This is a genomic window from Cognatishimia sp. 1_MG-2023 (genome assembly GCF_030548175.1).
Taxonomy (GTDB): Bacteria; Pseudomonadota; Alphaproteobacteria; order Rhodobacterales; family Rhodobacteraceae; genus Cognatishimia.
Map to the genome: position 1 here is coordinate 1 of NZ_JAUORX010000014.1, position 22,887 is coordinate 22,887.

Genomic DNA, 22,887 nt, shown 5'->3' on the forward strand with positions numbered 1-22,887 from the left:
AAGCACAGGCGCGGGGAGCATCTGCTCAAGAAGGCCTGGCCATCCGGCAGCAAAAGTCCGAACCCAAGATCACAGCCTTCAAGGCATGGTTGGATCAGGTCCGCAGCCAAGTATCTGCCAAGTCACCAACCGGCGAAGCCCTAAAATACATCGCCAAATACTGGGAAGGGCGGATCCTGTTCTTGAGCGATGGTCGCATCGAGATGGACAGTAACGCCGTCGAGCGCACGATCCGCCCAATTGCTCTGCAAAGAAAGAACGCGCTCTTCGCCGGTCACGACGCCGGTGCGCAGAACTGGGTCATGCTTGCGTCACTCATCGAGACCTGCAAGCTGAACCAGATCGAGCCGCACAGCTACCTGACCGGCGTCCTCACAGCCATCGTCAATGGCCATAAGCAGAAGGACATCGACAAACTACTACCCTGGAACTTCATAGGCTAAAGCAACGCTTACGCTAATTCTGTAGCGGTAGTAGATACGAAATTAGAACAAACGTTTTCAGCCAACCTTAGGATCGCCTGCGTGGCAATGCCGTCGCCTGTTGGAAATCCGCCATCGCTGGAGGATATTGTGATGTCAAAGGCTTTGAGCAAGCCGCCGTCCATTGAACGCATATTGTCGGAGGTGGTTGCCGGGTGCTCGCCTGTGCTTTAGAAATTGTTGAAAGCGACCCAAGTGCCGGGCGAGCTGTTTAGCGCCAGGTTAGAAACAAATTCGACCAAACCGGAGTACTGAGATACACTAGAATTCTAATGTGTCTAAATTGGTATCTTCTTCCTGTGCTAATTCTTTTTGCAATGTCACTAAGTTATTGTTTTTCAGTGCCCACTCGAGATCGGCATTTACCGAGATTTTCCCTTCAGAAACATGAATGGCACTTTTACAAATCAATTTTGTAAATCGCGCCTGATTGGGAGAAATTAAAACCGTTTTCCCCCGCGTTTTTTCCATGAACAATTCGAGGTAGCGTTTTGAAAAGCTCGTACTGTGAGTGAAAACGAGTGATGTATCGACAATCATGACATCAAAATCAGGAACCAAAGCGAGCCAGAGTAATAACTCAGAGCGGTCTCTCGCCTGCCACTTTTGCATGGGCGTATGAAGCAACTCTGGGTGTGAGAAATTTTCTTTAACGAATTTAAAGGTCTGCTGTCGTGAAACGCCGTATAGCACGGAAATATGGCTGACAGCTTGTTTTCCCGTGACGACGGCAGAGAACGGTGCAGCATGACCAAGAGGCCACGATATCCGCCCTCTGCGGATTATGTGCCCGGATTGAGGGGCGATTTTACGGCAAATCAATTCGATCAGAGCACGAGAGAAAAGGCGATTTTCGGCCGTGAGAGCAAAGTAGCCAATTGGAAATTCAAAACTCTGTGATGTCAGTACTCGTTTCATTCTAAGTTCATGGCGCACGGACAGGGAGAGATTTTTAAAAGACAAAAAACTCATACGCGTACCTTAGCTGGTTTCTTTAGCGTCCGAAGGAGTGCGAAGAGACTAACCAGTATAATGAGGCCTACAAATACAGAAACATAGGTCGGGCTCGCGTCTTTGCTGCTGTATTCGTGAAACCAAAAGGACCTAGCTATCTGGATGACATGTAGTAACGGGTTCAAAAGCAATATGTGTGCTACTTCTTCTGGTAGTTGTTCTGATGTATAAAACAGGCCGGACGTTAATCCCAGAAACCGTAGAATAAAGCCGTTTATTCTACGAAATCCCGCGTAAGATTCGATTAGACAAAAAGCAATTGTGCCGTAACTCGTTCCTAAGAACCAAGCGCAAAACAGTGCCACAACAACTCCGAGCAGATTCTGCGGTAGATCTCCATAGCCAAAAGTGATTGCCGCGGCCATAAGGCATGAACCAATGAGCGTGTAAATGATCAGGGCATGCAGAGCCCGGGCGATGATGATGTCGAATTGGGAGACGCAGGGATGTTCCAGTTGCGGCTTGAGCGCGCCGCCGCCTGACATTGCACCTACAGAAGCAACGCGAAATACCATCCACAAACAGGCACCAATGATACCGAAGGGCAGAACCGGCATATCTTGCACTGTTTCATCGTGCAGAAAAAATGGAATCGCGCAAATGACGCAAACATGGAACATAGGGTCCACTAAAAGCCACAAGTATCCGATACGGTCGTTGGATGCTTCTCGATTGGCCGACTGTAGAAAAAGGCTGGCTACTTTTTTTAGCCATATTCCGCGACCATCGTGTCTTGGAGAACTCGCAGTGGCGGGCTGGGTGCCTTGATCTGAGGTTATGATGTTCTGCAAGTCAGTCCAGAATTCCTCCGGTTTAGGGATGCCCGGAGCCTCGTCCGTTAATGTGTATTCAAGATGACCAATTGTCTTTTCAATGCTCAATACTGCTTTCGTATAAACGAGTCCTTTCGTTGGCACACCTTTGAGAGTTTCGGTTCGGTAAGCGTCATAGATTTTTTTTCTATCTGGATAATCGGATATCCCATCTAATCGTTGCTCCAGTTGGGCTACGCGGATATTGGAAATTACGTGGTCGGCACTTGCATCATTTTTGTCTGGATTGGCTTGGTCGACATATAGCTCAAGCGCCGTTAGCGCGTGGTAGTTTCCCGGGATGACTCTTAGCGTCTTTCGTGCGAGGTTGAAAATTTCGATGGTTGTGGGAATTTCGGGCAAGCACTCTGCAATCTCTGACCAAAGGAATTCAGCTTCTGACACCTCATGGGCAGCAATAGATTTGAGGTAGGTGAGTCTCTTGTGCGCATTATCTAGAGTTCGAAGATTTTCAACAACCACCTTCGCCGTCGAAGAGGAAAGCTCACCCTCTGCAGCCAAAAGGTCGATGAGGGAAAAAGCCTTCCTAAAGCCCTGCGTATTTGAAAGAGATTGAATTTGCGCGTTGATGATTCTGACAAGTGCTTTGTAGAACTTTTGAATGTCCGGTGCATTTGGGTTCAGCGTTTTCAGATCAACAGCTGAAGAAAATGCCAAGTCATACTGTTTGGTACGAGCGGCGGTTTGCGCTTTTCTGAATTCAACTTTAATTTCGTGTGAGAGATTCGACATACGCTCGATTTTCAATAATTTTGCGACCTATACCACAGTGAAAACTTTCAAATCAATTCTGTGAAGCTTCGTGTCTCATATAAGCGAATGTATCAGGTATTGATGGCGCGTTTATACCGGGTTGTAGCTGGGGCCAACGGCTGTCACTTTTTTCTTCAACCGCCTCGAATGCGTTTTGAACGAGGTCGCTGCCAAAGAGTTGGGCAGTAAAGGAAAGTATGTTCCAAGGGCAGCACCAAATGCGGGAAGGTCGAAGCAGAACTTGCGACAATTGCTCAACAAGGGAGCGTGTGGAGATGGCGCGTTCGTCACAAAGATTCAGCTTGCTGAAATGCCAGTCGCGCCAGAGGTTTTCGTCAGCGTTAATAAGCGCTGTTACCGCTTCAATGAACGTGTCTAAAAAAAGATAGGGGCGCGGATTTCTAGCCATGCCCACTGGCAATGGTATGCGCCGTTCTATAAGCTTGGCAAGCTTCGATATTGGACTGTCAATGCCTGGGCCATAAATCGCTGCTGGCCTGATGAAAATACAATTCTGTTCTTTCAAGAATTGCCGCTCAAATTCAATATCGGCACGAGATTTTTCAATACCGTATTTGCGTGTGTTAAGCGAATCACTTTCAGCGATGCTTGCGGCGATTGAACTCACCACGATATTGCGTTTGATGCGGATTTTCTTACTGAGCTGCGCTGTATGCTGTGCCATTTTGACGGTCGGGCTTTCGCTCAGAACGCTTTTTGCGTTCGTGTGTGGAGCTGAGGCCGCGAGGTGAATTAAAACGTCTTGGTCGCCAACGAGATCAGGATCCGGCGAGGCTTCAGATAGATAGCAAGGAATGGCCTGAACGTCTGCTGGAAGCCGGCTAACACTTTCGGGCCGCACAATAGCTGAAATTTTAGCACCGCCTTGTTGCAAATTTTGCAGTAGAGGGCGGCCCAAGTTACCGGTTGCACCGGTGATCAATATTTTCACGATGTGGCAAGCCTCATATGAATTCTCTTGAGTGACGTTGGTTCCCGGATTACAAAATAAGCGAAATGTCTTTAGATTGTCACTATGATAAAACACCCAAAAATTTCTGTCATTACGCCAGCTTATAATTGTAGTGAAACCATTCAGGAAACCTACCAATCTCTTTTGATACAAACCTATGAGGATTGGGAGTGGTGCGTAGTTGATGATGGTTCAGACGATGCGACTGCCACAATTTTGCAAGAGTTCGCAAAGCACGATGCGCGTGTACGATTGGCTTCTGTTTCTGAAAATGGGGGCGCAGCTGTTGCACGCAATAAAGCAATTGAAATGGCTGAGGGTCGGTTTTTGGCTTTTTTGGATTCAGATGACATCTGGTACCCGCAAAAATTGAGTACACAGCTGAATACGATGCTCACAACTGGTGCCGGGCTAAGCTATGGTTCATATGATGTTGGCGACAAATATGGTACCTTGATCGGGCAGGTTGTACCCCCTGCAACCGTGGACTATGCGCACCTGTTGCGTGGTAATGTATTTGGTTGTTTGACGGTCATGTTGGATCGTGAAGTCTATGGTACTCAGTTGATGCCACTAATTCGCAGACGTCAGGACTTTGCATTTTGGCTCAATTTGCTCAAACAGCAAGGCCCTGCGGTGACTTATCCCGGAGTTCATGCGCGATATCGGCGACATGATAAGTCGCTTTCGTCTAACAAACTTAAATCTGTGATGGCGACTTGGGATGTTTATTGCTTTCAGAACGATCTGAATTGGGCCCAAAAAATTGGCTTTTTTTTATTTGGAATGTTAACAGCCATAAAAAAACGTATCACCGTTTCGATATGAATTTTCGGGTTGCTCGAGAGCCTCCCAAAACGCAAACCGCAATTGTAAGATCGAAACAAACCGACTGATTTTTGAGATATATTGCGTCATATTTGACCAACTTGCGCGGTTGAGACATATCCACATTGCAGGCCTGCGCCAGCCCGGCGATACCAGGTCTAGTGCGAAATATGTCTTTCTTGCGGCGCGTTTCCACTATGTGTTCTTGGCTGCAAAGGCAAGGGCGCGGCCCGATGAGAGACATGTCCCCTCGCAGAACGTTTATACCCTGAGGCAGTTCGTCTAATTTAGTACCTCTTAGAAAACGGCCTACGCGTGTGATATACTCAGATTTGATATTATGTGTCGCAAGAAGAGGGGTGTTTTGCCTCATCGTGCGCAGCTTGTAGCACCGAAATGGCTGCTCATCTTTCCCGACTCGAAGCTGATTATAAAAAATTGGGCCTTTCCCGCTGAGGCGAATGAAAAGGGCCGCGAAAGGAAGGATAATTACAAGTACACAAAGTAGCACAGCGGCACCTAAAATGTCGACGAAACGTTTTGCCATCCGTGTATAGCCTCATCCTAGTTTTGAATTTCTTAGCCATAATGGACCTATTTGAAGGTTCTGTGGCTTCATCAGAAAAATTGCTTTTAACACGTTGGGCAGGTAACATATCCAATGGGACCTAGGAACATACTAGGCGACGAAAAAATTGTCAATTCTAAGAGATCGAATGTGTGTGAAGAGATGGAAAAGTCGCCTTGGTCAGAATTAGGTGAGGCATTGCGCGTGATCGAAGCATTTTGGGGGCGTTTGGAATACGAGAAATATCACGAGGTGAGATCCTCGGGATTGTCGAAAATTCTAATGCGTTTTGCTCTACGCCTCTCAGGATTTTGGTTTATTCGTGTGCTGGTAGTTTTCTCGATTATTGCTTTTTCCAAATCAATGGAGCGCCTACCCGAGGGACATGGGATAATTGTTTACGCGCCGACGCAAAATAACAAGAGGGCTGCTAATGCAATAGTTCAAAACGCACCCGTGAACTTTGTTGTGACCTATGCAGCAACGTTTGGATATAGGTGTAAGTCCGCCTTTTTAAGTGTTTGGCTGATTCTTCGTTTAGCATACTTTCAGTGTGATATTGAAGCAGACACGCCGTTTGTGAGACTGCAAAAGCTGCGCACTATCGCGGCCTTTGCATATTTTTGGTCCGAGATGCAATTGCATACACCTCATTGTGTGTTGATCGCAAATGACCATAGTCCGGGGCCAGTGGCCTTTGCTTCTGCCGCCCGTAGCGCGCAAATTGCGACAATTTATGTACAACATGCGCCTATAAACAAGCACTATCCTAGATTGAGGTTTGATCTTTCGATTCTATGGAACGGTTCATCAAAGACGACGTACTCTAAGGCTGGTGAGCTTGGGGATATGGTTGTTTATGGCCCCTTGTTTGGGGAAGTCCCCCTCCCCAAGCAACCAAAAGAATTCAAGCGATGGGGCCTTCTTCTGTCCCGTGTCAGGCACCGTCAAAACATTGACAAAAGGCTGCGTGAAATTTGTGCGAGAATCGATGCGGAGGAGATCATTGTGCGGCCACATCCCGCTGATTTTTCGACTACTCAATCCATTTGTATAGACCCCAGGATTCGAATTGTTTCAGGAGGCGAATTGACTGAATTCGCAACTCAAATTGATGTGGCGATCGTACCTGGCAGTGGCGTAGCGCTTGAGTTGATCAATTCTGGTGTCATGACAGCTTATATTGACGATACAGATCTCCTAGAACACGACCCGCATGGGTTGGTCGCTGCAGGTGTGCTAAAGGATGTGACCGCACTGTCTTTGGCTGCTCTTTCACATGCGGATTTTGGGTCATACGATCCGGATTGGCGAGAAAGCGCTCAGCAAAATTTTGATCAAACCCCGAGAGAAAGGGCGCGCAAAGAATTGGACTTAGCGCTTCTGAGACTGTTGAAAAGTGGAGACTAGAAAGCACCTAGGAGAGCTGCTGTGGTATCCGCCTTGCGCAATTATGTCTCAAAGATATACAAGCAAATTACCAGACTGCTTCTTGTGCCCCTAAAGGTGTGAAAGATAAATGCTCTTTACTGCTTCGTTGGACCGGACCTCCAAAGCCAAATGTCTCTTCATTTTACTTGTTTTAGCCTTTTTGACAGCCTGTAGCTTTGTGCCAGGCGCGGGACCAATCTCGAGTGTAGTAACGTCTAGCGATGGCACAGAAGAGGCGCCTCGCTATCATTTGGTGAAAATGAATGGGCAGGTATCGGAGGTGCTTTCTCAACAAAAAGGAGCACTGCTTAGCGGTAGTTTTGGGTCCAAAGTGTCACCGGTACTGCAACGCATTGCTGTCGGCGACCGAGTATCAATTACTATCTTCGAGAGCGCACCGGGTGGTTTGTTCTCTGGAGGCGGAGCGTCTGGAGAGCTCAGCGGCTCTCGTCAGGTGACTTTACCAACGCAAGTTATCGATCAATCTGGTATGGTAGATATTCCGTTCGCGGGTCGTTTTCTGGCTATCGGAAAAACACCTGTCGCTTTAGCTGATCGTATCGAAGAAGCGTTGATCGAGCGTGCGATTGAGCCTCAGGTCATTCTATCGTTAGAAGAATATTCAAACAATACCGCTGTTGTGCTGGGTGAAGTGTCCAAAACGGGTGAAGTTCCTCTGTCTGCCGGAGGCGATAGAATATTGAGCGTTCTTGCTAATGCCGGAATAACCGCGTCGGAAACTGAGGCAGTCATTCGGCTCGTGCGTGGTAAAAAGATCGAGACCGTACCTTATCGGACGATCATCAATAACCCCAGCGAGAACATTTATGTCGCGCCTAAGGATACGATTTTCGTATTAAAAAAACCGCAGACGTTTAACGTTTTGGGGGCGGTCAGGAGTGCGAATCAATACCCCATTACTTTTGATGATCAAACCCTTGCGGGCGCGCTTTCAGTTGCGGGCGGTATTTCTGAGAATATCGCAGATCGCGGTGGTGTATTCCTGTTTAGGTTCGAAACAGAGGAAACAGCGAAGCAGTTGCTGCCTGCTGGCACCATGATCAAAAAATCTCCGTCAGGAGTACCTTTCGTCTATCAAATTAATTTCCTTGACCCAGGTTCATTTTTCTGGCTTCAGCAAGTCGAAATTAGAGATCAGGACATTATCTACGTGTCCAATGCGCTAAGTGTCGAATTGGATAAGTTTCTTACCCTTATCGTACGTGGCCGCGCGTTTGGGCTTTGATCAGTTTTAATTCATAGAGTACCCTGAGGAGTAAGAATGCAAACGTGGTTAATTGGAGCAGGTCCTATGGCCAGCTTCCATGCAGATGTATTGAGTGCAATGAAGATCGATACAACGATTGTTGCGACAAGTGCCACTCGTGCAAAACCTCTCGCGGAAGCCAAAAACATGGCTTATTTAGTTGGAGGTTTGGCCAAGACGCTAAGTGAACAAAGTGCGCCCGAAGCGGCAATCATAGCACTCCCCGTGGACTTATTGGCAAACGCGGCTCTGGAGCTTTTGGAAGCCGGGACAAAACGCATATTACTCGAAAAGCCCGGCGCTCTGAATTCGACTGAGCTGCAGAAAGTGAGCGATCTGGCAGAGAAAAAAGGAGCACAAGTTTTCATTGCCTATAATAGGCGCTTCTTTGCCTCCGTCATAGAAGCGCGTCGTCGCATCGATGCGTCAGAAGGAGTGTTGTCCTTTTCCTTCGAATTTTGTGAAAACTCTCCTCGAATTGCGGAGTTGCTGACTGCAGATCATATCAAACAAAAGTGGTTTTTGGCGAACAGTACACATGTGGTGGATCTTGCGTTCCACCTTGGTGGCTGGCCAACAGAGCTTTCTGCGCAGGTATCTGGTCAGCTGCCTTGGCACAGCGCCGCGGCTGATTTTCGTGGGTTAGGGATATCGGAAAAGGGTGCCAACTTTAGCTATTTCGCGGATTGGCGTGGTCCAGGCCGTTGGGGCATTGAAATTGTTTTGCCATCTGAGCGGCTGATACTTCGCCCAATGGAAAAACTGGCGCGCATGCCTTCGGGAAGTTTTTCTGAACTACAGATTGAGATTGACGATGACAAGGACGTTGAATTTAAGCCCGGGCTTTACTGTCAGCTTGAGGCATTTTATGCGTCAACTCCAAGCAAAGATTTGGTGTCGATAATGCAGCAATTTAATGCGACACAGTCCGTCTATAACGTGATCGCAAACTATAAAGAGGATGCATGATGGCTGACGTAATTCTAATCGGCGCAGGCCGAATGGGGCACCGGTTTTCGCAAGCCATCCGCCAGTCTGGAAACACTTTGTTGGCCATTTTTGACCCGGGTGAAAAACCTTTTGCGGTTGAAGCAGAACCTGAACTGGCGTCTTTTCATATTCGCGATTTTCAGGAGGTTCTTGATAGCTCCGCAGAAGTTTTTGTGATTTGCACGACCGCCGAGCATCACGTGTCTATTGCTTCCGAGCTAATCCGTAGTGGTAAAAAGCGGTTGGTGATCGAAAAGCCTCTGAGTCAAAGCCTTGCTGATGCTGAAGTGCTGCAAGCATTGACAGACGAATTTAATGCGCGAGTCGTCGTCAATCACGGGCGCCGTTATTGCGAAAATACGGCGCTGCTCAAATCCCTGGATGGTGCGGATAAAACGGGTTCGTTGCGCTCAATTTCTATCACTATGGGGGGGGGCGCATTAGGTTGCGTTGGCACCCACTGGATCGATCTGTGCAACAACTTGATGGGCAGCCTTCCGGAAAAAGTTTTCTGCGAATTAAGTGCATATACACCCGGCAACAACCGTGGCGCAAAGTTCTTTGATCCCGGTGGGACAGCCTGCTTGTTTTACGCAGGCGGACGTCGCGCAATATTGAATATGGGTGACGATGTTGGGATCGTTGCCGGAGCAGATTTTGTCTATGAAACAGGTTTAGTAACTTGGGCGGTTGAAAGTGGGAAGTGGGTTTTCCGTCACCGCTCTGAAGAAAATCGTGAAAAATCATTGGCTTTATATGGCATTCCCTTGGAAGAAAGCGCAGTTGAAACCAAAGCACCGGACTTGATTGCCTACGGTATTTCAGCGCTTGATGACGTACTGTCAGATGCGCCGATCCAAAGCGGTCTTATGCAAGCACGAGATACGATGGAAGTTTTTTGTGCGATGCGAAACTCGGCCGAAGATGAATCTGTTGTGAGATTGCCGCTGGATGAAGCAGCAAAGCAAGTCGTCTATAGTATTCCATAGGATTGGTGAGCGCAGGAATGGAAAATGCATTGAGGTATAGGTTTCCTGTCTTGCGGGTGCTTTTTTTGGTTTGCGTAGTTATTCCTGTCGTCGCTGGCGTTTTCTATGCAGTTACTTCTGATGCGAAGCTTTACAAGTCTTATGCCCAGTTCGCGATTGAAGATCGTAGTCAGCAGGCCACAACCGCACTCGGTGGACTAATGACTGCAGTCGGACTGTCGAGCGGTGAGCCAAAGTCGATTTTCACAGTCGAAAAATTCTTACAGTCTCCAAACGCGCTAAAAGGATTGGAAGACGGAGTTGGATTTGCGACGCACTATCGTGCGCCCCACGGAGATTGGGCTTTGGCCCTTAAATCCGATGCCAATGGGGATGAGAGGATTAGCTATTTTAGGACACATGTGTCGCCGAGGGTTTCAACCAAAGAGCAAATCATCACGCTCGAAGTATGGGCTTTCGATCCAGTCGTTGCACAGGCCATCGCAGCGGATCTATTAACGCTATCTGAACAATTTTTAAATGGCATCAACACTCGTGCGCTCGAAGATCAGGTGAAATTCAGTGAGCGCTCTGTCACCGAGGCGCAAAATCGCCTCTTAGACGCGCGAACAAAACTCACTGAATGGCGAAATAGAAACGGCTCGGTAGACCCGATGGCGCTGGTGCAAGTGATCCAAGGGCTTATCGGCAGTTTGGAGGCGGATTTGGTCAGAGTAGAAGCGGATATTTCTATTATGGAGGCGGCAAGTTCTCCCGATCGATTTGCACCTAAAATCCGAAACCTTGAAGACCAACGTGCTGTCATTATGAGTCAGATAGAAGCAGCCCGAAATCGGTTAGCGAGTTCGTCAGACGGTGCAGTATCCGAGCAGATCGATGAGTTCGAACGCCTCATGGCCAATGTTGAATTTGCGACTGAAAACTTGAGCATCACCATGTCGTCCTTGGAAGCGTCCAGACAAAATGTGCTTCAGCAGCAAAAATATTTGCTTTTGATTTCCAGTCCGTCTTTACCAAGCGACCCAGCGTTTCCAAGACCGTTTTTCCATGGGCTTGTGTTGCTAGTGGGATGCTTGGTGCTCTATGGGATCATGGCTCTCCTTTACGTCACCATTCGCGATTATCAGAGAATTTAGATAGTGATTACCAATATGTTACAATCAGTGCTTTCGCGTTTGATCATGCCAGTACGGCGCTTTCAGTATGCGACTGGATTGCTGCGTTCTCGGCTTCGGCGCGGGCGATACAACGCAGACGCGCCTTATCGTGCCGTAGTCTATGGTTTGCCGAATGAAATGTGGCACGCTTTCGATATGGCTTTTCCAGAGTATGAAAAAGTTTTTGCTCATGACAATTGTAGCCTTGCTGAATTGCGCGGGCAATTGGGAAAGCGGCACATGGCGTTCATTGTCTTTAGCGAAGCGCCTACCCGCCGCGTTAATTTGGCTATCAAAAATTTGAACCCGACCGTTTTTCATTTGAGCATGGCGCCGGTTCCTATTTTGGAATTGAGTGGAACTAATGTGCATGGTTTTGTGCTGGATTCGATTGGCAGCTGGATTGGAGCGCGACGTCCAACGGAGCTCGATCTATTTTTGGGAAGTCTTGATCTCTCAGATCGTCACGCGACTGTGAAAACAGCGGCTGGGTTGCTAAAAAAATGGCAGATTAGCTCAGTAAAGACTGACAAAGTTCTGATCGTACCTCAGGTGAAAAGATCATCAAGTTTTGATTTAGATGTAGCTGAACTTGATGATGGCTTACTGGCACTTTTGGAAGGTGTTACGGAAGGAAACAGAGTCATATTCTCGTCACATGTGCACGACGCGTGGTATTCTGAAGCTGTTCTTGCTGACTTCATACATAAGGTGCAAGACTGCCGCGCGGTCTATGTTAACGACTCGCCTCTTGGCTTTATAGCATTGCTACTTGGCAAAGAGGTGCATGTATCAGGCCGACCTTTCTGGGCTGGCTATGGGCAGACAGAGTGTTCTGCACTCATTCATCGGATGAGGCCGCTTGAAACTAAAGAGATCGTCGCAATTTCTGTGCTCATCTTGACACGTTATGTCACATCCGAGGGCGAGCGCGTCCAGCTAACAAGCGATTACGCACTTCCTTCAGGGTTTATCTCGACCGCTACGGACTCATAGGGTTCAGGAGTTTCCCTTTTGAGGTCAACAAACTTGCAAGATAGAACCGCTGAGAATTTTAGAGATCCTAGGGAACACTCTTGGGAAAAGGTGTCGCTTTCGGGCGGTTGCCATCAAAGGCTTCCGCGGGCCGATGCCGTAGAGCTTTTCTTACAGCTAAAGTCTTTTGGCACTCCGGTCGCATTTGAAAACAGGGTTTACAAGCTGTCGACTGGTTCTGGGAAGACGTCGTGGGTCGACGTTAAGCTCGATTTTCAGATGGAGTCAGTACATCTGCATATTGGTGATTTTGATTGCCCTTTACTTTTCGCAACACATGAATATTCCTTGAAAAAGAAACGCCTTACTCGGTGGCGTACACCGCATGAGAAGACAGTTTATTATTGGAGAGATGAGATTGGCATGGCGCGCGCAACCGTGCAGCGAGACCGACTTGTCTCGGAAATTCTACACTCGATAAATGAAATTGGCATTCACTTTTTATACGACCCATCCTCTAAGCAGCTTGAAACCATACCCGCTTCAGGGCTAGCGATAGCGCGGCAGGCCTTGAAGTACGAAAAAAGGGGTTTCAAAAGTTCGTTCGTTTTGTTTGGTCGACGCTTGCGTCGGTATGATGTTCTGCGCAAGTGGCGCGACCTCAGCGAAAAAACTGTAGCACACTGGCGTGACGAAGTTGGATTAAGCCGCGCAACTGCTCAACAAGACGCTCTCGTTGCTTCGATATTGTACCAGATAATGAGTGGTGACGTTGTAATAGAACCCCAGAAGGGTAAAAGGCGCTCGGGGTTTGCATTAACAAACTTAGAACTTATACGTCGATACCTCAAGCCTCAACAGCTTGGCTTTTTCGGGCGATTAAAGGAAAAGCGGTTTAAGTCTGAGCTGAGAAATTTGTTTCGCCGGTGGTGTACATGTAACACTAACACCGTATCTTTTTGGCAAGCAGAGTTAGGGCTGTCGCGCGCCCGCGCGCAGCGCGATATTCGTGTGGCAAATCAATTGGCCTTTATTAAACAAGTTGGTGGAGCTTGGGGTCAAAGAAAAGAAGAAATACATTCGGTAAAGCCTTCAGCTTTCGAAATAAGCCTAAAAATTTTACACCTGAATTTAAGGATGTGTTTGTCATCCCTCGGGCATGAGTTTCGCCAATTCACGCGTGTTTGGAAAACACCTCAAAGGGCTACGTTTTCATTTTGGCAAGAAGAGGTAGGGGGGGGGCGCGCGCAGCGGGACACTCGCATTTCTCAAAAGCTGCTCAATTATCGGCTCGATCCTGTGCCTCAAAAAACAAAAATTTCTCAGGCAATCCTATCAGTAACAGGTTTACCCTATCAATTCGACCTGAGGCGTCAGTTTGCGTATGCATTCCGTTGGTTGAGAGAAATGGTGAGTTCCTTTCTCGCATCGCTTTATTCGGCTAGCCCATTTCGGCGCTGGCGATGGCCTGCTGAGCGAACTGTGGTTTTTTGGAAACGAAAGACCAGTTTAACCCGTTCCACAGCTGCACGCGATAGACGGCTTGCAGCGTCGCTTCTTGAGGTTCAACAAGTAGGGTTGCTGCCCGGAAAATCCGCATCTACTTACTTGAGTTTATTAGATAGACAGAAGTTAAAGCAGCACAGCGTCGCCGCGCGGGGAAGGGTTTCGGTCGCCAAAATACGTCGTCTTGTACCAGTGTATTTTTCGCGAGCCATGAAGTTACGCAGTGGACCTCAAACCCTGAATATAAAGTTTTTAAACGTACTCCAATGCGCTCACGCTGATGGGAGATTCTTCGGAACGGTATCATTTGAGAATTCGGAAAACGTCGCGGCACAGGCCACCTACAGTCAAATACGCAAACATGCTGAAGACGACCCGGATCGGGCGGCGCTTTTGTGTTTGTCTTTGATTCACTTGAACATTGCGTGCGGGGCATATGACAAAGCGAGTCGGACGCTGTCGATCGCAAGTCGGATTAACACGTCTTATACTGCGCTGCAGTTTATGAGAAGGCTAGTGGAGCGGAGGAACATACGTGGCCTCGGTCATAACGGTCATTTGGCAATTGAAGCCTTTCTGTTTGCAAGCGGCGCTAAAATTCTACACGGACCTTTAGGTATTGACGGAGTAGAATCAGTTGCGAGAGATTTAGCTGAAGAAGTTCTTTGTTTCACTGGTGATGTGCACGATGTTGAGCGGCTTTTCATCGTTGGGCAGCCACGGCTTCCCGTTATGTCAAACCATATATTTACCAAGACTAAATCTGTTTATTGTGTCTCTAATCCATCCCAATTTGACGCTACTCAAAATTACGCCGCTCAAAACTTCGGCGAGCGCCAAATGGTGCAAACCAAGAAAATGCGTGAAGCTCTTGTTGTGCCATATAGTGATGCAGAAGAAGAACTCAGTGCATTGACTGAGAAGACAGCAAAGGCGCTTATAGAAGAATTCTGTGCGCTAATGCCAAACGGCGATTTCCATATTTGGGCGCCTGCTTTGGAGTTGCCGCTTGACGATTTGCTTTTTGCGTCTTCCAACGAATTTTGGAGCAGCTTGCATCTCATGGCTGCAGAAAAACAAAAATTGGATGCGGTTTGTTGCACTCAAGAAAGCTATTTGCGTGCCTACCAGCTTGGGCTTAATGCATTTGGTATTAGTGACAAGACTTGCCTATTAGGCCCTTTGGGCGGCGAAAGCGAACTGGGTTTTACTATCCCAAAAGGGAAAATTACTGAAGATTTCCCGCATGCAACTGATAGTGTTCTCCATCCTTTGATCGCATCCTATGGTGGAATGACTGTGACTAATGCCGAAGTCAGGGACAAATCCTCTACGACATCGTGTTCCTATTTGATCGGCCGGAATTTTGACCGCAACTACGGAACAGATTTGGCTGCGTTAGGTCAAATCTTGAAGGAAAACGGCAGTGTCGTATTTGTTCCTACTGCTGGCAAGCGAGGCGCCGCGCAAATCAATGCATTGTTTGAGTTGTTCCACGCTGACTGGTTTGACACTATAAAAGCAGGCCCTGCAATTAAGTTGTGGGGACGATTTTCTGCACAAACATCTGATTTTTCGCCAGTATTTGAGACGGTAGTCGCGCGCGCGCTGGGGGCAGGTAAGCTGGGCGACAAAGAGCTATCATTAATCTACGCGAACCGTCGCAATCTGGAGGCTTTCTTTAACATTCGTTTGCCGAAGTTGTTGCTGGCAGGAAGCTTACTTCATGAGGGAATTAGCCAAGAGAAGCCACATCACATTGTCCTATTGCCTGGTCGTGACTACCTGGCTCAAGTCGCGGCATTGTCCGGCCGCAAAAATGGCGCCTTGAGTGTGGATATACAGACAGTGTTTGTAGGGCCGAGATCGCGCTACAAAAAGACGCTCGCAGATTTTCAGTTTACCATCGAAACTCATTCGCAGAGTGTCTTTCACGATTTTTTCCGCATGCCCCTGTCTCAGTCCATTTTAGTTGGATGTTCCAAAATCGGTGCAATTCAAAAGCAAGCTCGTGAGCTGGATGCCGTAGCAGCAAGAGCAAAATCAAACACAATAGGCAAGAAATTGATTGTTTTTGCCTGTTCGCCATTTTGGGACGCTGACAAAGAAATCATTGAGACCGTTTTCGAAAAACTCGATGAAATGCCGAATGCATTCTTCGGTATTCGCCTACACCCGACTGCAGAAAAGGAGTATTTGGAAAGTTGTCAAAAACTCTGCAATGCTTCCGAACGCGCGGCGGTTCTGGACTATATGAATTTGGCAGAGACAATTGTCGCCTGCGACGTCCTGGTCACACGATTCTCTAACGTCGGCTTAGAAGCTTCACTTTTAGGTGTAGATGTTATTTCCTGCAATTTCGAACAGGCTTTTGTGCCTATTCGATTGGATAAGATGGGTGTCTCATGCGTCGCAAATTCGCCTGACGAATTGATGTCTCTATTTGACGACTTTGAAAATAGCGGCGCACAATGGCATGCGCTGCAAGCCTCACGCCAAGATTACGTGCAGCGCAATCAGCAATTGTTTGCTCCTGATGCGGCGAAGTACATGACGCAAGCGATTTACGACATAGCGCGATGACTGGCTGAATTTAACGTACGCTGTGTTGGCTGAAGATTGCCTCAGCTTTTAAAAAGTCACTATTGGTGTCTATGTCGATGCGTTCCAAGACCGTATCGCAAACAACAGCGGCCGAGGTTGGAAAGAAAATCTTTTCCTCATTTTTCAAAACATCTGCGCGAACCAGATACAAAGAACCGTTCACCGTTACGGTCGTTGAAAGATCTTGGCTTCTCGTGCTCAATTTCTCCGGAAATAGAGCAGAAAGATCGTTGTTTTTCGACATCTCAAAGGCATGGAATGGAGAGGTATCTGTTATTTGCACTCCAATGACCGAAGGGACCTCGGGGCGGTTTGCTAGGATGTTAAGTGCTTGTCTCCAACGATCTGTGTTCCGAAAGGGGGTTGTTGGCTGTAGCAGAGCGACAAAGTCGTAACATTCTCCCTTCGTTTCGAGTTGGTTTAGTTCGTGTACCAAAACGTCGATGGAACTTGCATGGTCCCCGGAAAGGTGTGCGGGGCGTCGGCCGCTGCTTTCAGCTCCACAGGCGCACGCCACATCTAGAATTTCATCGTCATCTGAAGAAACTACCACACGAGAAAAAATGTCCTGCGCATTTGCAAATTCGATTGTCCAATTTATTAAAGGTTTGCCCGCCAGCGGCAGAACATTTTTGCGCGGCAGTCGTTTTGAGCCACCCCGTGCGGGGACAATAGCAAGAATTTTTACCATGTTCTTTCCAGCAGTTTTGTGAAAATAAGGAATTCGAAAGTATCGTTAGACCATATTTGTGCGCAGTTAAAGGCGGCGACGTGACCGAAAAAGAAAAGCTAATTGTTTTGGGTGCAGGCGGACACGCTTCAGTTGTTGTTGAAGCGGCGATGGCGAATAATCCTTCTTGTCATGTCGAAGTCTTTGATATGGCGGCAGTTGATACGAAGTTTTTGGGGTTTCCATTGACTACTGGGATGCCCAACCCTGCGGCTTTCCCAGTCAGTGAATTCAAAGCAATTGTTGCGATTGGAAATGCCTATGTTCGAACAAAGCTTTGTGCTGAACTGAAAGCGATGGGGTATCAACTCGCGAATGTCATTCATCCGCGCGCGTGGGTCAGTCCGACCGCCCAGTTGGCAACGGGTGTATTTGTCGGTGCGAATGCTACAGTGAATTCTCAGGCGTCGCTTGGAGTTGCTGTTATCGTCAATACCGGTGCAGTTGTTGAGCATCATTGCGTTTTAAAAGACGGCGTGCATATTGCGCCAGGTGCCGTATTGGCCGGTGCCGTAAAAATCGGGCACCGCAGTTTCGTCGGGGCAAACACTGCTGTCAAAGAAGCCGTTGAAGTGGGTGATGACGTCGCTATTGGCGCGGGTAGTTTTGTTGGAAAAATTATAACCAAATCGGGCACCTTTGTTGGCGTTCCCGTTCGAGAAATGAAAGAGGATTAGTAATGGGTATGTTCTTTATAGCAGAGGCTGGTGTAAATCATAATGGATCGCTTAAGACCGCTCTTGATCTCATTGATGCTGCGGCTGAGGCAGGCGCTGATGCAGTAAAATTTCAGACCTTCAAAGCAGGAAAAACTGTTGCTTCAGGAACGAAGACCGTTGACTATCAACGTGATAATACTGACACGAACGACCAACTGAGTTTGCTAAAGCGACTAGAGCTTTCGGCAGCGGATCACGAAGTGATTGCCCAACACTGCTCGAAGATGAACATCGAATTTATGTCGACCGCATTTGATGAGGATAGTGCTGTTTTCCTCAACAACGTTGGTATCTCGCGTTTAAAAATTCCGTCAGGTGAGGTGTCTAATCTTTCATTTATTCGTTTTCTTGCAGGCTTTAATTTACCGATAATTTTGTCGACGGGTATGGCCACTCTTGAAGAAGTAGGCGCGGCAGTTGAAGCGATCCGATCCCAACGCTTGCAAAACGGTTTTACTGCTCCGCTGAACAGTTTCTTATCCATTTTGCATTGCACCAGCGCTTATCCGACACCTGATGATCAACTGAATCTTCGCGCTATTCAAACGTTGCGCAAAGCTTTTAATGTCCCAGTTGGATATTCTGACCACTCGGCGGGGCAGGATGCGAGTTTGCTCACAGTAGCTTTGGGCGCGGCTGTTTATGAAAAACACTTCACGCTCGACCGCAACATGACAGGGCCAGACCATAAAGCCTCTCTTGAGCCATGTGAACTCAAAGAAATGATCGCGCGTATACGTGTCGCTGAAACCATGCTCGGGACGGGTGAAAAAAAACCGCAACCTTGTGAGCTTCAAGCACGCGATTTGGTACGTCGTAGCATCTGCGCCGCGCGTGATTTGAAAGCAGGCGAAACGATCTCTAAGGATGATCTGATTATGTTGCGGCCTGCTTTGGGTCTCGCGCCCGAACACCATGATAGCCTTTTGGGCAAAGTCCTTTCCCGTGACATTCCGCAAGGCGGTCGATTTGAAAGCAACGACCTGTAGATGACCCGCCAGATCAAAGTAACCTATGTCACAGGTACCCGTGCAGATTTTGGCCTGCTCGAGCGGAGTTTGCAGGCCTTGCACGCGGACGATGGGATCGAACTCACGCTATTGGTGACAGGTCAGCATCTTGATGCGCGCTATGGAGAAACGATTAACGATGTACGTGCGAGCGGCCTCGAAGTCGTGGCTTTGCCTGCGTTGGAAATGGAGGGGGCGTCAGGTCAGGAGATGGCGCGGCTAGTTAATGCGCAGATGCGTCAAATGATCGACTACTTAAGCTCTCACGAAACGGACTTGCTCCTTTTGCTTGGCGACAGGGGAGAGATGATGGCCGCTGGATTGGCTGCTGTTTTCCTAGGAATTATAACGGCTCACTTCCATGGCGGAGAACGGTCAGGCACGATTGATGACCAATTACGTCAAGCAATTTCGAGTCTTTCGATCTATCATTTTCCAGCGACGCCGGGCGCACGAGAGCGCCTGATCCGTCAAGGTGAAACAGAAGAAAGTGTCATACTTTTGGGCGCACCGGGCCTAGATGGCTTAGATGGATTTCAGCGCAATGACGCTTTGCTCGATACGCTTTGTATTGATCGGGGGCGTGAAATTGCGACCGTTATCTTTCATCCGGTTGTTCAGGATGCACAAAGCGCTGGGCAACAGGCTCAAACTGTCCTTACGGCGACCCTGAAACATTTTTCTGGCCAAGTCGTTTTACTTGCCCCCAATTCCGATGCGGGTTCCGCGCATATCATGGCTTTTTATAGAGATTTGGAAGCCGAAGAGTCGCTAAAGGGCCGTCTCAGAATAGTGCGTCACCTCAATAGAAATAATTACCTGACTTTGCTGGAGAAATCTGTGGTTTTGATTGGTAATTCCTCATCTGGGATCATTGAAGCGGCATCTCTTAGTACGCCCGTTGTAAATGTTGGGGATCGGCAAAACGGCCGTGAATGCAGCGACAGCGTATTCCATTGCGATTTTAGCGATTCGGCGATTGCAGCTGCGTTGAAAGCGGCGCTTTCTTACGATGGATCGTTTGCTAATATCTACGACCAAGGCGGATGTGCACCTCATATTGTTGGCACCGTGAAAGGTTTCGATCTTTCCGGGTCAGCACTGAAAAAGAACTTCTCATATTAGGGAACTCGAACTGATGCTGAAAAAAAATCCAATCGTTACAGTTGCAAATGGCTCTTCGATCTTAGAGGCGCTCGGAACTATTGATAAGAGCGGCCAAGGCATCGCATTGCGTTTAGATGAGAATGGGCGGTTACTGTCTACTCTTACTGATGGCGATTTAAGGCGGCTGCTTATCAACGGTTTTACGCTCGAGTCAGAAATTTCCTCCGTGCCATTGCATGAGTGCATTTCTGCGCCTGAAGATGCGTCACCTCGCAAAATTCTGGAAATGATGAACGAAAATGTCATCAGCCATATCCCAGTCGTCGATACAGAAGGCAAACCGACGAATTTGGTAAAACGGGCTGACATTCAAAATCCTATTCTGCTATCGACACCGCATTTAGGTGAGGAAGAACAAGAATTTGTAAATGAAGCGTTTCGCACCAATTGGGTTGCGCCAGCCGGACCACATATCGATGCGTTTGAAACAGGCTTAGCTGAATTTACAGGAGCTAAATACGCTTGTGCGGTCTCATCTGGTACAGCAGGTATTCACCTTTGCTTGCGCCTTCTGGGCGTAGGAGCAGGTGACACAGTCTTCGTGTCTGATTTCACCTTCATCGCAAGTGCTGCCCCTGTTCTATACCAGGGCGCGACGCCAGTTTTCATCGACAGTGAGCCAGGTAACTGGAACATGTCGCCTATGGCTTTGAAGCATGCATTTGACGATGCGGCGCAAAATGGGAACATGCCAAAAGCCGTGATTGTTGTGAACTTATATGGTCAAAGCGCTGATATGGATCCGATCATTGAGCTGTGCAACCACCATGGCGTTCCAATCGTCGAAGATGCGGCAGAATCTCTCGGCGCGATGTACAAAGGCAAGGCGAGTGGTACCTTTGGGAAGCTTGGCGTTTATTCCTTTAACGGCAACAAGATCATCACCACGTCTGGCGGTGGGATGATCGTGAGTGATGACAAATCACTTATAGATCACGCGAAGAAACTATCTACACAAGCGCGGGAACCTGTCGCGCACTACGAGCACATCGAAATTGGGTACAATTACCGTATGAGCAACGTCTTGGCTGGGATTGGCCGTGGCCAGTTACAGGTGCTTAGTAAACGTGTTGCGCAGAGGCGGCAGCTGAACGAAGCATATCGCAAGGCTTTGGCGGAATTTGACATTGTTTCGTTTATGCCAGAACCTGAATGGAGTTTTTCCAATCGCTGGCTATCATGCATTAAATTTAGCGATGACACCGAAGCAGGAATGCCAACCGCCCTCGCAAAGCACCTTCACGAAAATCTCATTGAAGCGCGTCCTCTTTGGAAGCCAATGCATATGCAACCTGTTTTCGAGAGTGCTAAAATGTTTCGTCATGACGCGGCAAATAAGTCCGTTTCTCGGAACCTCTTTGAAACTGGACTTTGTTTGCCGTCTGGGTCAAATATGTCTGAAAATGAGATCGAAGCTGTGGCCCAATCGATGCGAGACTTCTTGACTGCACACGCATAAGGTTCCCCAATCTCGTGGATCCTTACCTGAGGAAATGAATGACGACTGAATAGCCCCTAGTATTGTAGACGCTTTCTTCCCTAATTTTAAGGCAAGGAGGCCGTTATGGGGAAGCCAAATTTCAGTGAAGATTTCAAACGTTATGCGGTGCAGCAAATCACGGTGCGTGGATATCCTATTCGTGAGATTTCAGAACTCTTAGGCGTCAGCACACACTCTCTGTACAAATGGATGAAGGTGTATGCGCAGGCCGCGTCACAAGCTGCATATGTCGATTATGAAGCGGAGAACCGGCAGCTCAAACGAGCGCTGGCAAGAATGACTGAGGAGCGCGACATATTAAAAAGGCCGCAGCGTAATTCGCGAAGGATGCAATATGAAGTACGCGTTCGTGGCGGAGCATCGCCCGCAGTTTTCGGTGCGTGCAATGTGTCGTTGCCTCTGCATTCATCCCAGCGGGTTCTATGCATGGATTAAGAACCCGTTAAGCCATCGCGCACGTGAAGATGCTCGCCAGACAAAACTGCTCAAGGATGTATGGAAAGATAGCGGCAAAGCCTATGGATACCGTAAGCTGCATGATGATCTGGCGGAACTGAGCTAGACCAGCTGCCCAAATCGGCAACTGCGATACACGCAAGGCAAAGCAGATAGTCTGGATGCAGAAGGGGCCGCGCGATCCGTTCTCTTTGGGCAGGCAACAGCACGGCCCAAAACACAAACAGGGTCGTCAGAAATGATCCGACATCAAAAAATTGCTCGTGTTACCGCCGTTATGTCACGCTCGCAGGCAATGGTGACGTTAAAGACGTTGATCATAAATACACCAGCCGATTTGCGCTACGCACTGGATCAGATCCGTGGAAAAGTTGCTCTGATCCGGCATATAGCAGCCTTTCGCCCCGGTGACATCAACAGTCCAGAGACTTCAGAAAAGCGGCCATGCGGGCATTGGCGCGTCGATGGTTGTGGCTGCATGAAGAGACCATCGAACACAACAAGGAGCTGGAACGCCTGGTCACAGAGCGCGCACCCGAATTGATGGCATCTCATTGTATTGCGACGCTGACAGTGGCAGAGATGCTGATTTTAGTCGGCGACGATCCAACGCGCATCCGCTCAGAGGCTGCCTTCGCGAAGCTGTGCGGAGTTTGTCCAATTCCGGCTTCCAGCGGCAAAACACATCGTTTCCGCCTGAACCGAGGTGGCAATCGGCAAGCCAACGCTGCCCTATATCGCATTGCGATCGTTAGAATGCGAAGCCACCAACCGACCCTTACCTATGTCAAGAAGCGCACCAGAGACGGGAAGAGTAATAGCGAGATCATTCGCTGTCTAAAACGCTACATCGTTCGTGACCTGAGCCCCAAGTCTCCTCCAGCTTTGCGTGGAGTCCTTGGAGTTAAATCTTTGGCGTTAGGCCGCCATCTTG

At 48.2% G+C, this 22,887-nt stretch carries 19 protein-coding genes and 1 pseudogene; 15 read left to right on the top strand and 5 right to left on the bottom strand.

What is annotated here, in order from left to right; translation table 11 throughout:
- Positions 1-443 (top strand): transposase (locus Q4544_RS15485; RefSeq protein ID WP_303507789.1); only part of this gene is annotated, 443 nt, incomplete at its 5' end.
- 300 nt (positions 444-743) lie between these two features.
- Here Q4544_RS15485 and Q4544_RS15490 read toward each other — a convergent pair.
- The 3 genes from Q4544_RS15490 to Q4544_RS15500 are packed head-to-tail and all read right to left on the bottom strand — an operon-like array spanning position 744 to position 4,034.
- Positions 744-1,400 (bottom strand): hypothetical protein, encoded by a 657-nt coding sequence (locus Q4544_RS15490; RefSeq protein ID WP_303507791.1) that lies wholly within the window; start codon positions 1,398-1,400, stop codon positions 744-746.
- A 50-nt stretch (positions 1,401-1,450) separates the two neighbouring features.
- Positions 1,451-3,076 (bottom strand): ABC transporter permease, encoded by a 1,626-nt coding sequence (locus tag Q4544_RS15495; RefSeq protein ID WP_303507792.1) that lies wholly within the window; start codon positions 3,074-3,076, stop codon positions 1,451-1,453.
- 37 nt (positions 3,077-3,113) lie between these two features.
- Complete coding sequence (locus tag Q4544_RS15500) at positions 3,114-4,034, bottom strand: NAD(P)-dependent oxidoreductase (RefSeq protein ID WP_303507794.1); 921 nt, start codon at positions 4,032-4,034, stop codon at positions 3,114-3,116.
- 84 nt (positions 4,035-4,118) lie between these two features.
- On the opposite strand from Q4544_RS15500, the gene Q4544_RS15505 reads away from it, so the two are divergent.
- Positions 4,119-4,883 carry a glycosyltransferase family 2 protein gene (locus Q4544_RS15505; protein ID WP_303507796.1) on the top strand — a complete coding sequence of 255 codons (765 nt, stop codon included), beginning with the start codon at positions 4,119-4,121 and terminating at the stop codon, positions 4,881-4,883.
- Here Q4544_RS15505 and Q4544_RS15735 read toward each other — a convergent pair.
- Positions 4,867-5,430 carry a sugar transferase gene (locus Q4544_RS15735; protein WP_368411294.1) on the bottom strand — a complete coding sequence of 188 codons (564 nt, stop codon included), beginning with the start codon at positions 5,428-5,430 and terminating at the stop codon, positions 4,867-4,869. The two genes, Q4544_RS15505 and Q4544_RS15735, sit on opposite strands and share 17 nt — an antisense overlap.
- Positions 5,431-5,601: 171 nt before the next feature.
- Between Q4544_RS15735 and Q4544_RS15510 the strand changes: the two genes are divergently transcribed.
- The 7 genes from Q4544_RS15510 (at position 5,602) to Q4544_RS15540 (ending at position 16,349) form a co-directional block, all read left to right on the top strand.
- A complete protein-coding gene (locus tag Q4544_RS15510; protein WP_303507798.1) occupies positions 5,602-6,861 on the top strand; it encodes a hypothetical protein in 1,260 nt (419 codons plus the stop codon).
- Positions 6,862-6,970: 109 nt separating this feature from the next.
- Positions 6,971-8,128: a polysaccharide biosynthesis/export family protein gene (locus Q4544_RS15515; protein WP_303507800.1), complete on the top strand. Its 1,158-nt coding sequence runs from the start codon at positions 6,971-6,973 to the stop codon at positions 8,126-8,128.
- Between the two features lie 36 nt (positions 8,129-8,164).
- Positions 8,165-9,118 (top strand): Gfo/Idh/MocA family protein, encoded by a 954-nt coding sequence (locus Q4544_RS15520; protein WP_303507802.1) that lies wholly within the window; start codon positions 8,165-8,167, stop codon positions 9,116-9,118.
- Positions 9,118-10,128, top strand: a complete 1,011-nt coding sequence (locus tag Q4544_RS15525) for a Gfo/Idh/MocA family protein (protein ID WP_303507804.1) — start codon at positions 9,118-9,120, stop codon at positions 10,126-10,128. The genes Q4544_RS15520 and Q4544_RS15525 overlap by 1 nt, the downstream gene beginning before the upstream one ends.
- Positions 10,129-10,145: 17 nt before the next feature.
- Positions 10,146-11,264, top strand: coding sequence for a hypothetical protein (locus tag Q4544_RS15530; RefSeq protein WP_303507806.1), 1,119 nt, complete (start codon positions 10,146-10,148; stop codon positions 11,262-11,264).
- A gap of 3 nt (positions 11,265-11,267) precedes the next feature.
- On the top strand, positions 11,268-12,281 hold the full coding sequence (locus Q4544_RS15535) for a hypothetical protein (protein WP_303507808.1): 1,014 nt from the start codon (positions 11,268-11,270) through the stop codon (positions 12,279-12,281).
- 33 nt (positions 12,282-12,314) lie between these two features.
- Positions 12,315-16,349 (top strand): hypothetical protein, encoded by a 4,035-nt coding sequence (locus Q4544_RS15540; RefSeq protein ID WP_303507809.1) that lies wholly within the window; start codon positions 12,315-12,317, stop codon positions 16,347-16,349.
- A 10-nt stretch (positions 16,350-16,359) separates the two neighbouring features.
- On the opposite strand, the gene Q4544_RS15545 is transcribed toward Q4544_RS15540, so the two are convergent.
- Complete coding sequence (locus Q4544_RS15545; RefSeq protein WP_303507811.1) at positions 16,360-17,061, bottom strand: cytidylyltransferase domain-containing protein; 702 nt, start codon at positions 17,059-17,061, stop codon at positions 16,360-16,362.
- Positions 17,062-17,141: 80 nt separating this feature from the next.
- On the opposite strand from Q4544_RS15545, the gene Q4544_RS15550 reads away from it, so the two are divergent.
- The 6 genes and pseudogenes from Q4544_RS15550 to Q4544_RS15575 form a co-directional block, all read left to right on the top strand.
- Positions 17,142-17,777, top strand: coding sequence for an acetyltransferase (locus Q4544_RS15550; RefSeq protein WP_303507812.1), 636 nt, complete (start codon positions 17,142-17,144; stop codon positions 17,775-17,777).
- A gap of 2 nt (positions 17,778-17,779) precedes the next feature.
- Positions 17,780-18,808: an N-acetylneuraminate synthase gene (gene neuB / locus Q4544_RS15555; protein ID WP_303507813.1), complete on the top strand. Its 1,029-nt coding sequence runs from the start codon at positions 17,780-17,782 to the stop codon at positions 18,806-18,808.
- Entirely contained in the window at positions 18,809-19,954 is a 1,146-nt protein-coding gene (gene neuC / locus Q4544_RS15560) for a UDP-N-acetylglucosamine 2-epimerase (RefSeq protein ID WP_303507814.1), read from the top strand.
- A 13-nt stretch (positions 19,955-19,967) separates the two neighbouring features.
- On the top strand, positions 19,968-21,455 hold the full coding sequence (locus Q4544_RS15565) for an aminotransferase class I/II-fold pyridoxal phosphate-dependent enzyme (RefSeq protein WP_303507816.1): 1,488 nt from the start codon (positions 19,968-19,970) through the stop codon (positions 21,453-21,455).
- A gap of 105 nt (positions 21,456-21,560) precedes the next feature.
- Positions 21,561-22,056: pseudogene (locus Q4544_RS15570) on the top strand (transposase); the annotation flags it as partial.
- Positions 22,057-22,397: 341 nt separating this feature from the next.
- Positions 22,398-22,887: transposase (locus tag Q4544_RS15575; RefSeq protein WP_303507817.1), on the top strand; the 490-nt coding region annotated here is incomplete at its 3' end.

Coding starts and splice junctions, on each gene's coding strand:
- Q4544_RS15490 (WP_303507791.1), bottom strand. CDS start 1,400: ATGAAACGAGTACTGACATCACAGAGTTTTGAATTTCCAATTGGCTAC.
- Q4544_RS15505 (WP_303507796.1), top strand. CDS start 4,119: ATGATAAAACACCCAAAAATTTCTGTCATTACGCCAGCTTATAATTGT.
- Q4544_RS15735 (WP_368411294.1), bottom strand. CDS start 5,430: ATGGCAAAACGTTTCGTCGACATTTTAGGTGCCGCTGTGCTACTTTGT.
- Q4544_RS15515 (WP_303507800.1), top strand. CDS start 6,971: ATGCTCTTTACTGCTTCGTTGGACCGGACCTCCAAAGCCAAATGTCTC.
- Q4544_RS15520 (WP_303507802.1), top strand. CDS start 8,165: ATGCAAACGTGGTTAATTGGAGCAGGTCCTATGGCCAGCTTCCATGCA.
- Q4544_RS15525 (WP_303507804.1), top strand. CDS start 9,118: ATGGCTGACGTAATTCTAATCGGCGCAGGCCGAATGGGGCACCGGTTT.
- Q4544_RS15530 (WP_303507806.1), top strand. CDS start 10,146: ATGGAAAATGCATTGAGGTATAGGTTTCCTGTCTTGCGGGTGCTTTTT.
- Q4544_RS15545 (WP_303507811.1), bottom strand. CDS start 17,061: ATGGTAAAAATTCTTGCTATTGTCCCCGCACGGGGTGGCTCAAAACGA.
- neuB (WP_303507813.1), top strand. CDS start 17,780: ATGGGTATGTTCTTTATAGCAGAGGCTGGTGTAAATCATAATGGATCG.
- neuC (WP_303507814.1), top strand. CDS start 18,809: ATGACCCGCCAGATCAAAGTAACCTATGTCACAGGTACCCGTGCAGAT.
- Q4544_RS15565 (WP_303507816.1), top strand. CDS start 19,968: ATGCTGAAAAAAAATCCAATCGTTACAGTTGCAAATGGCTCTTCGATC.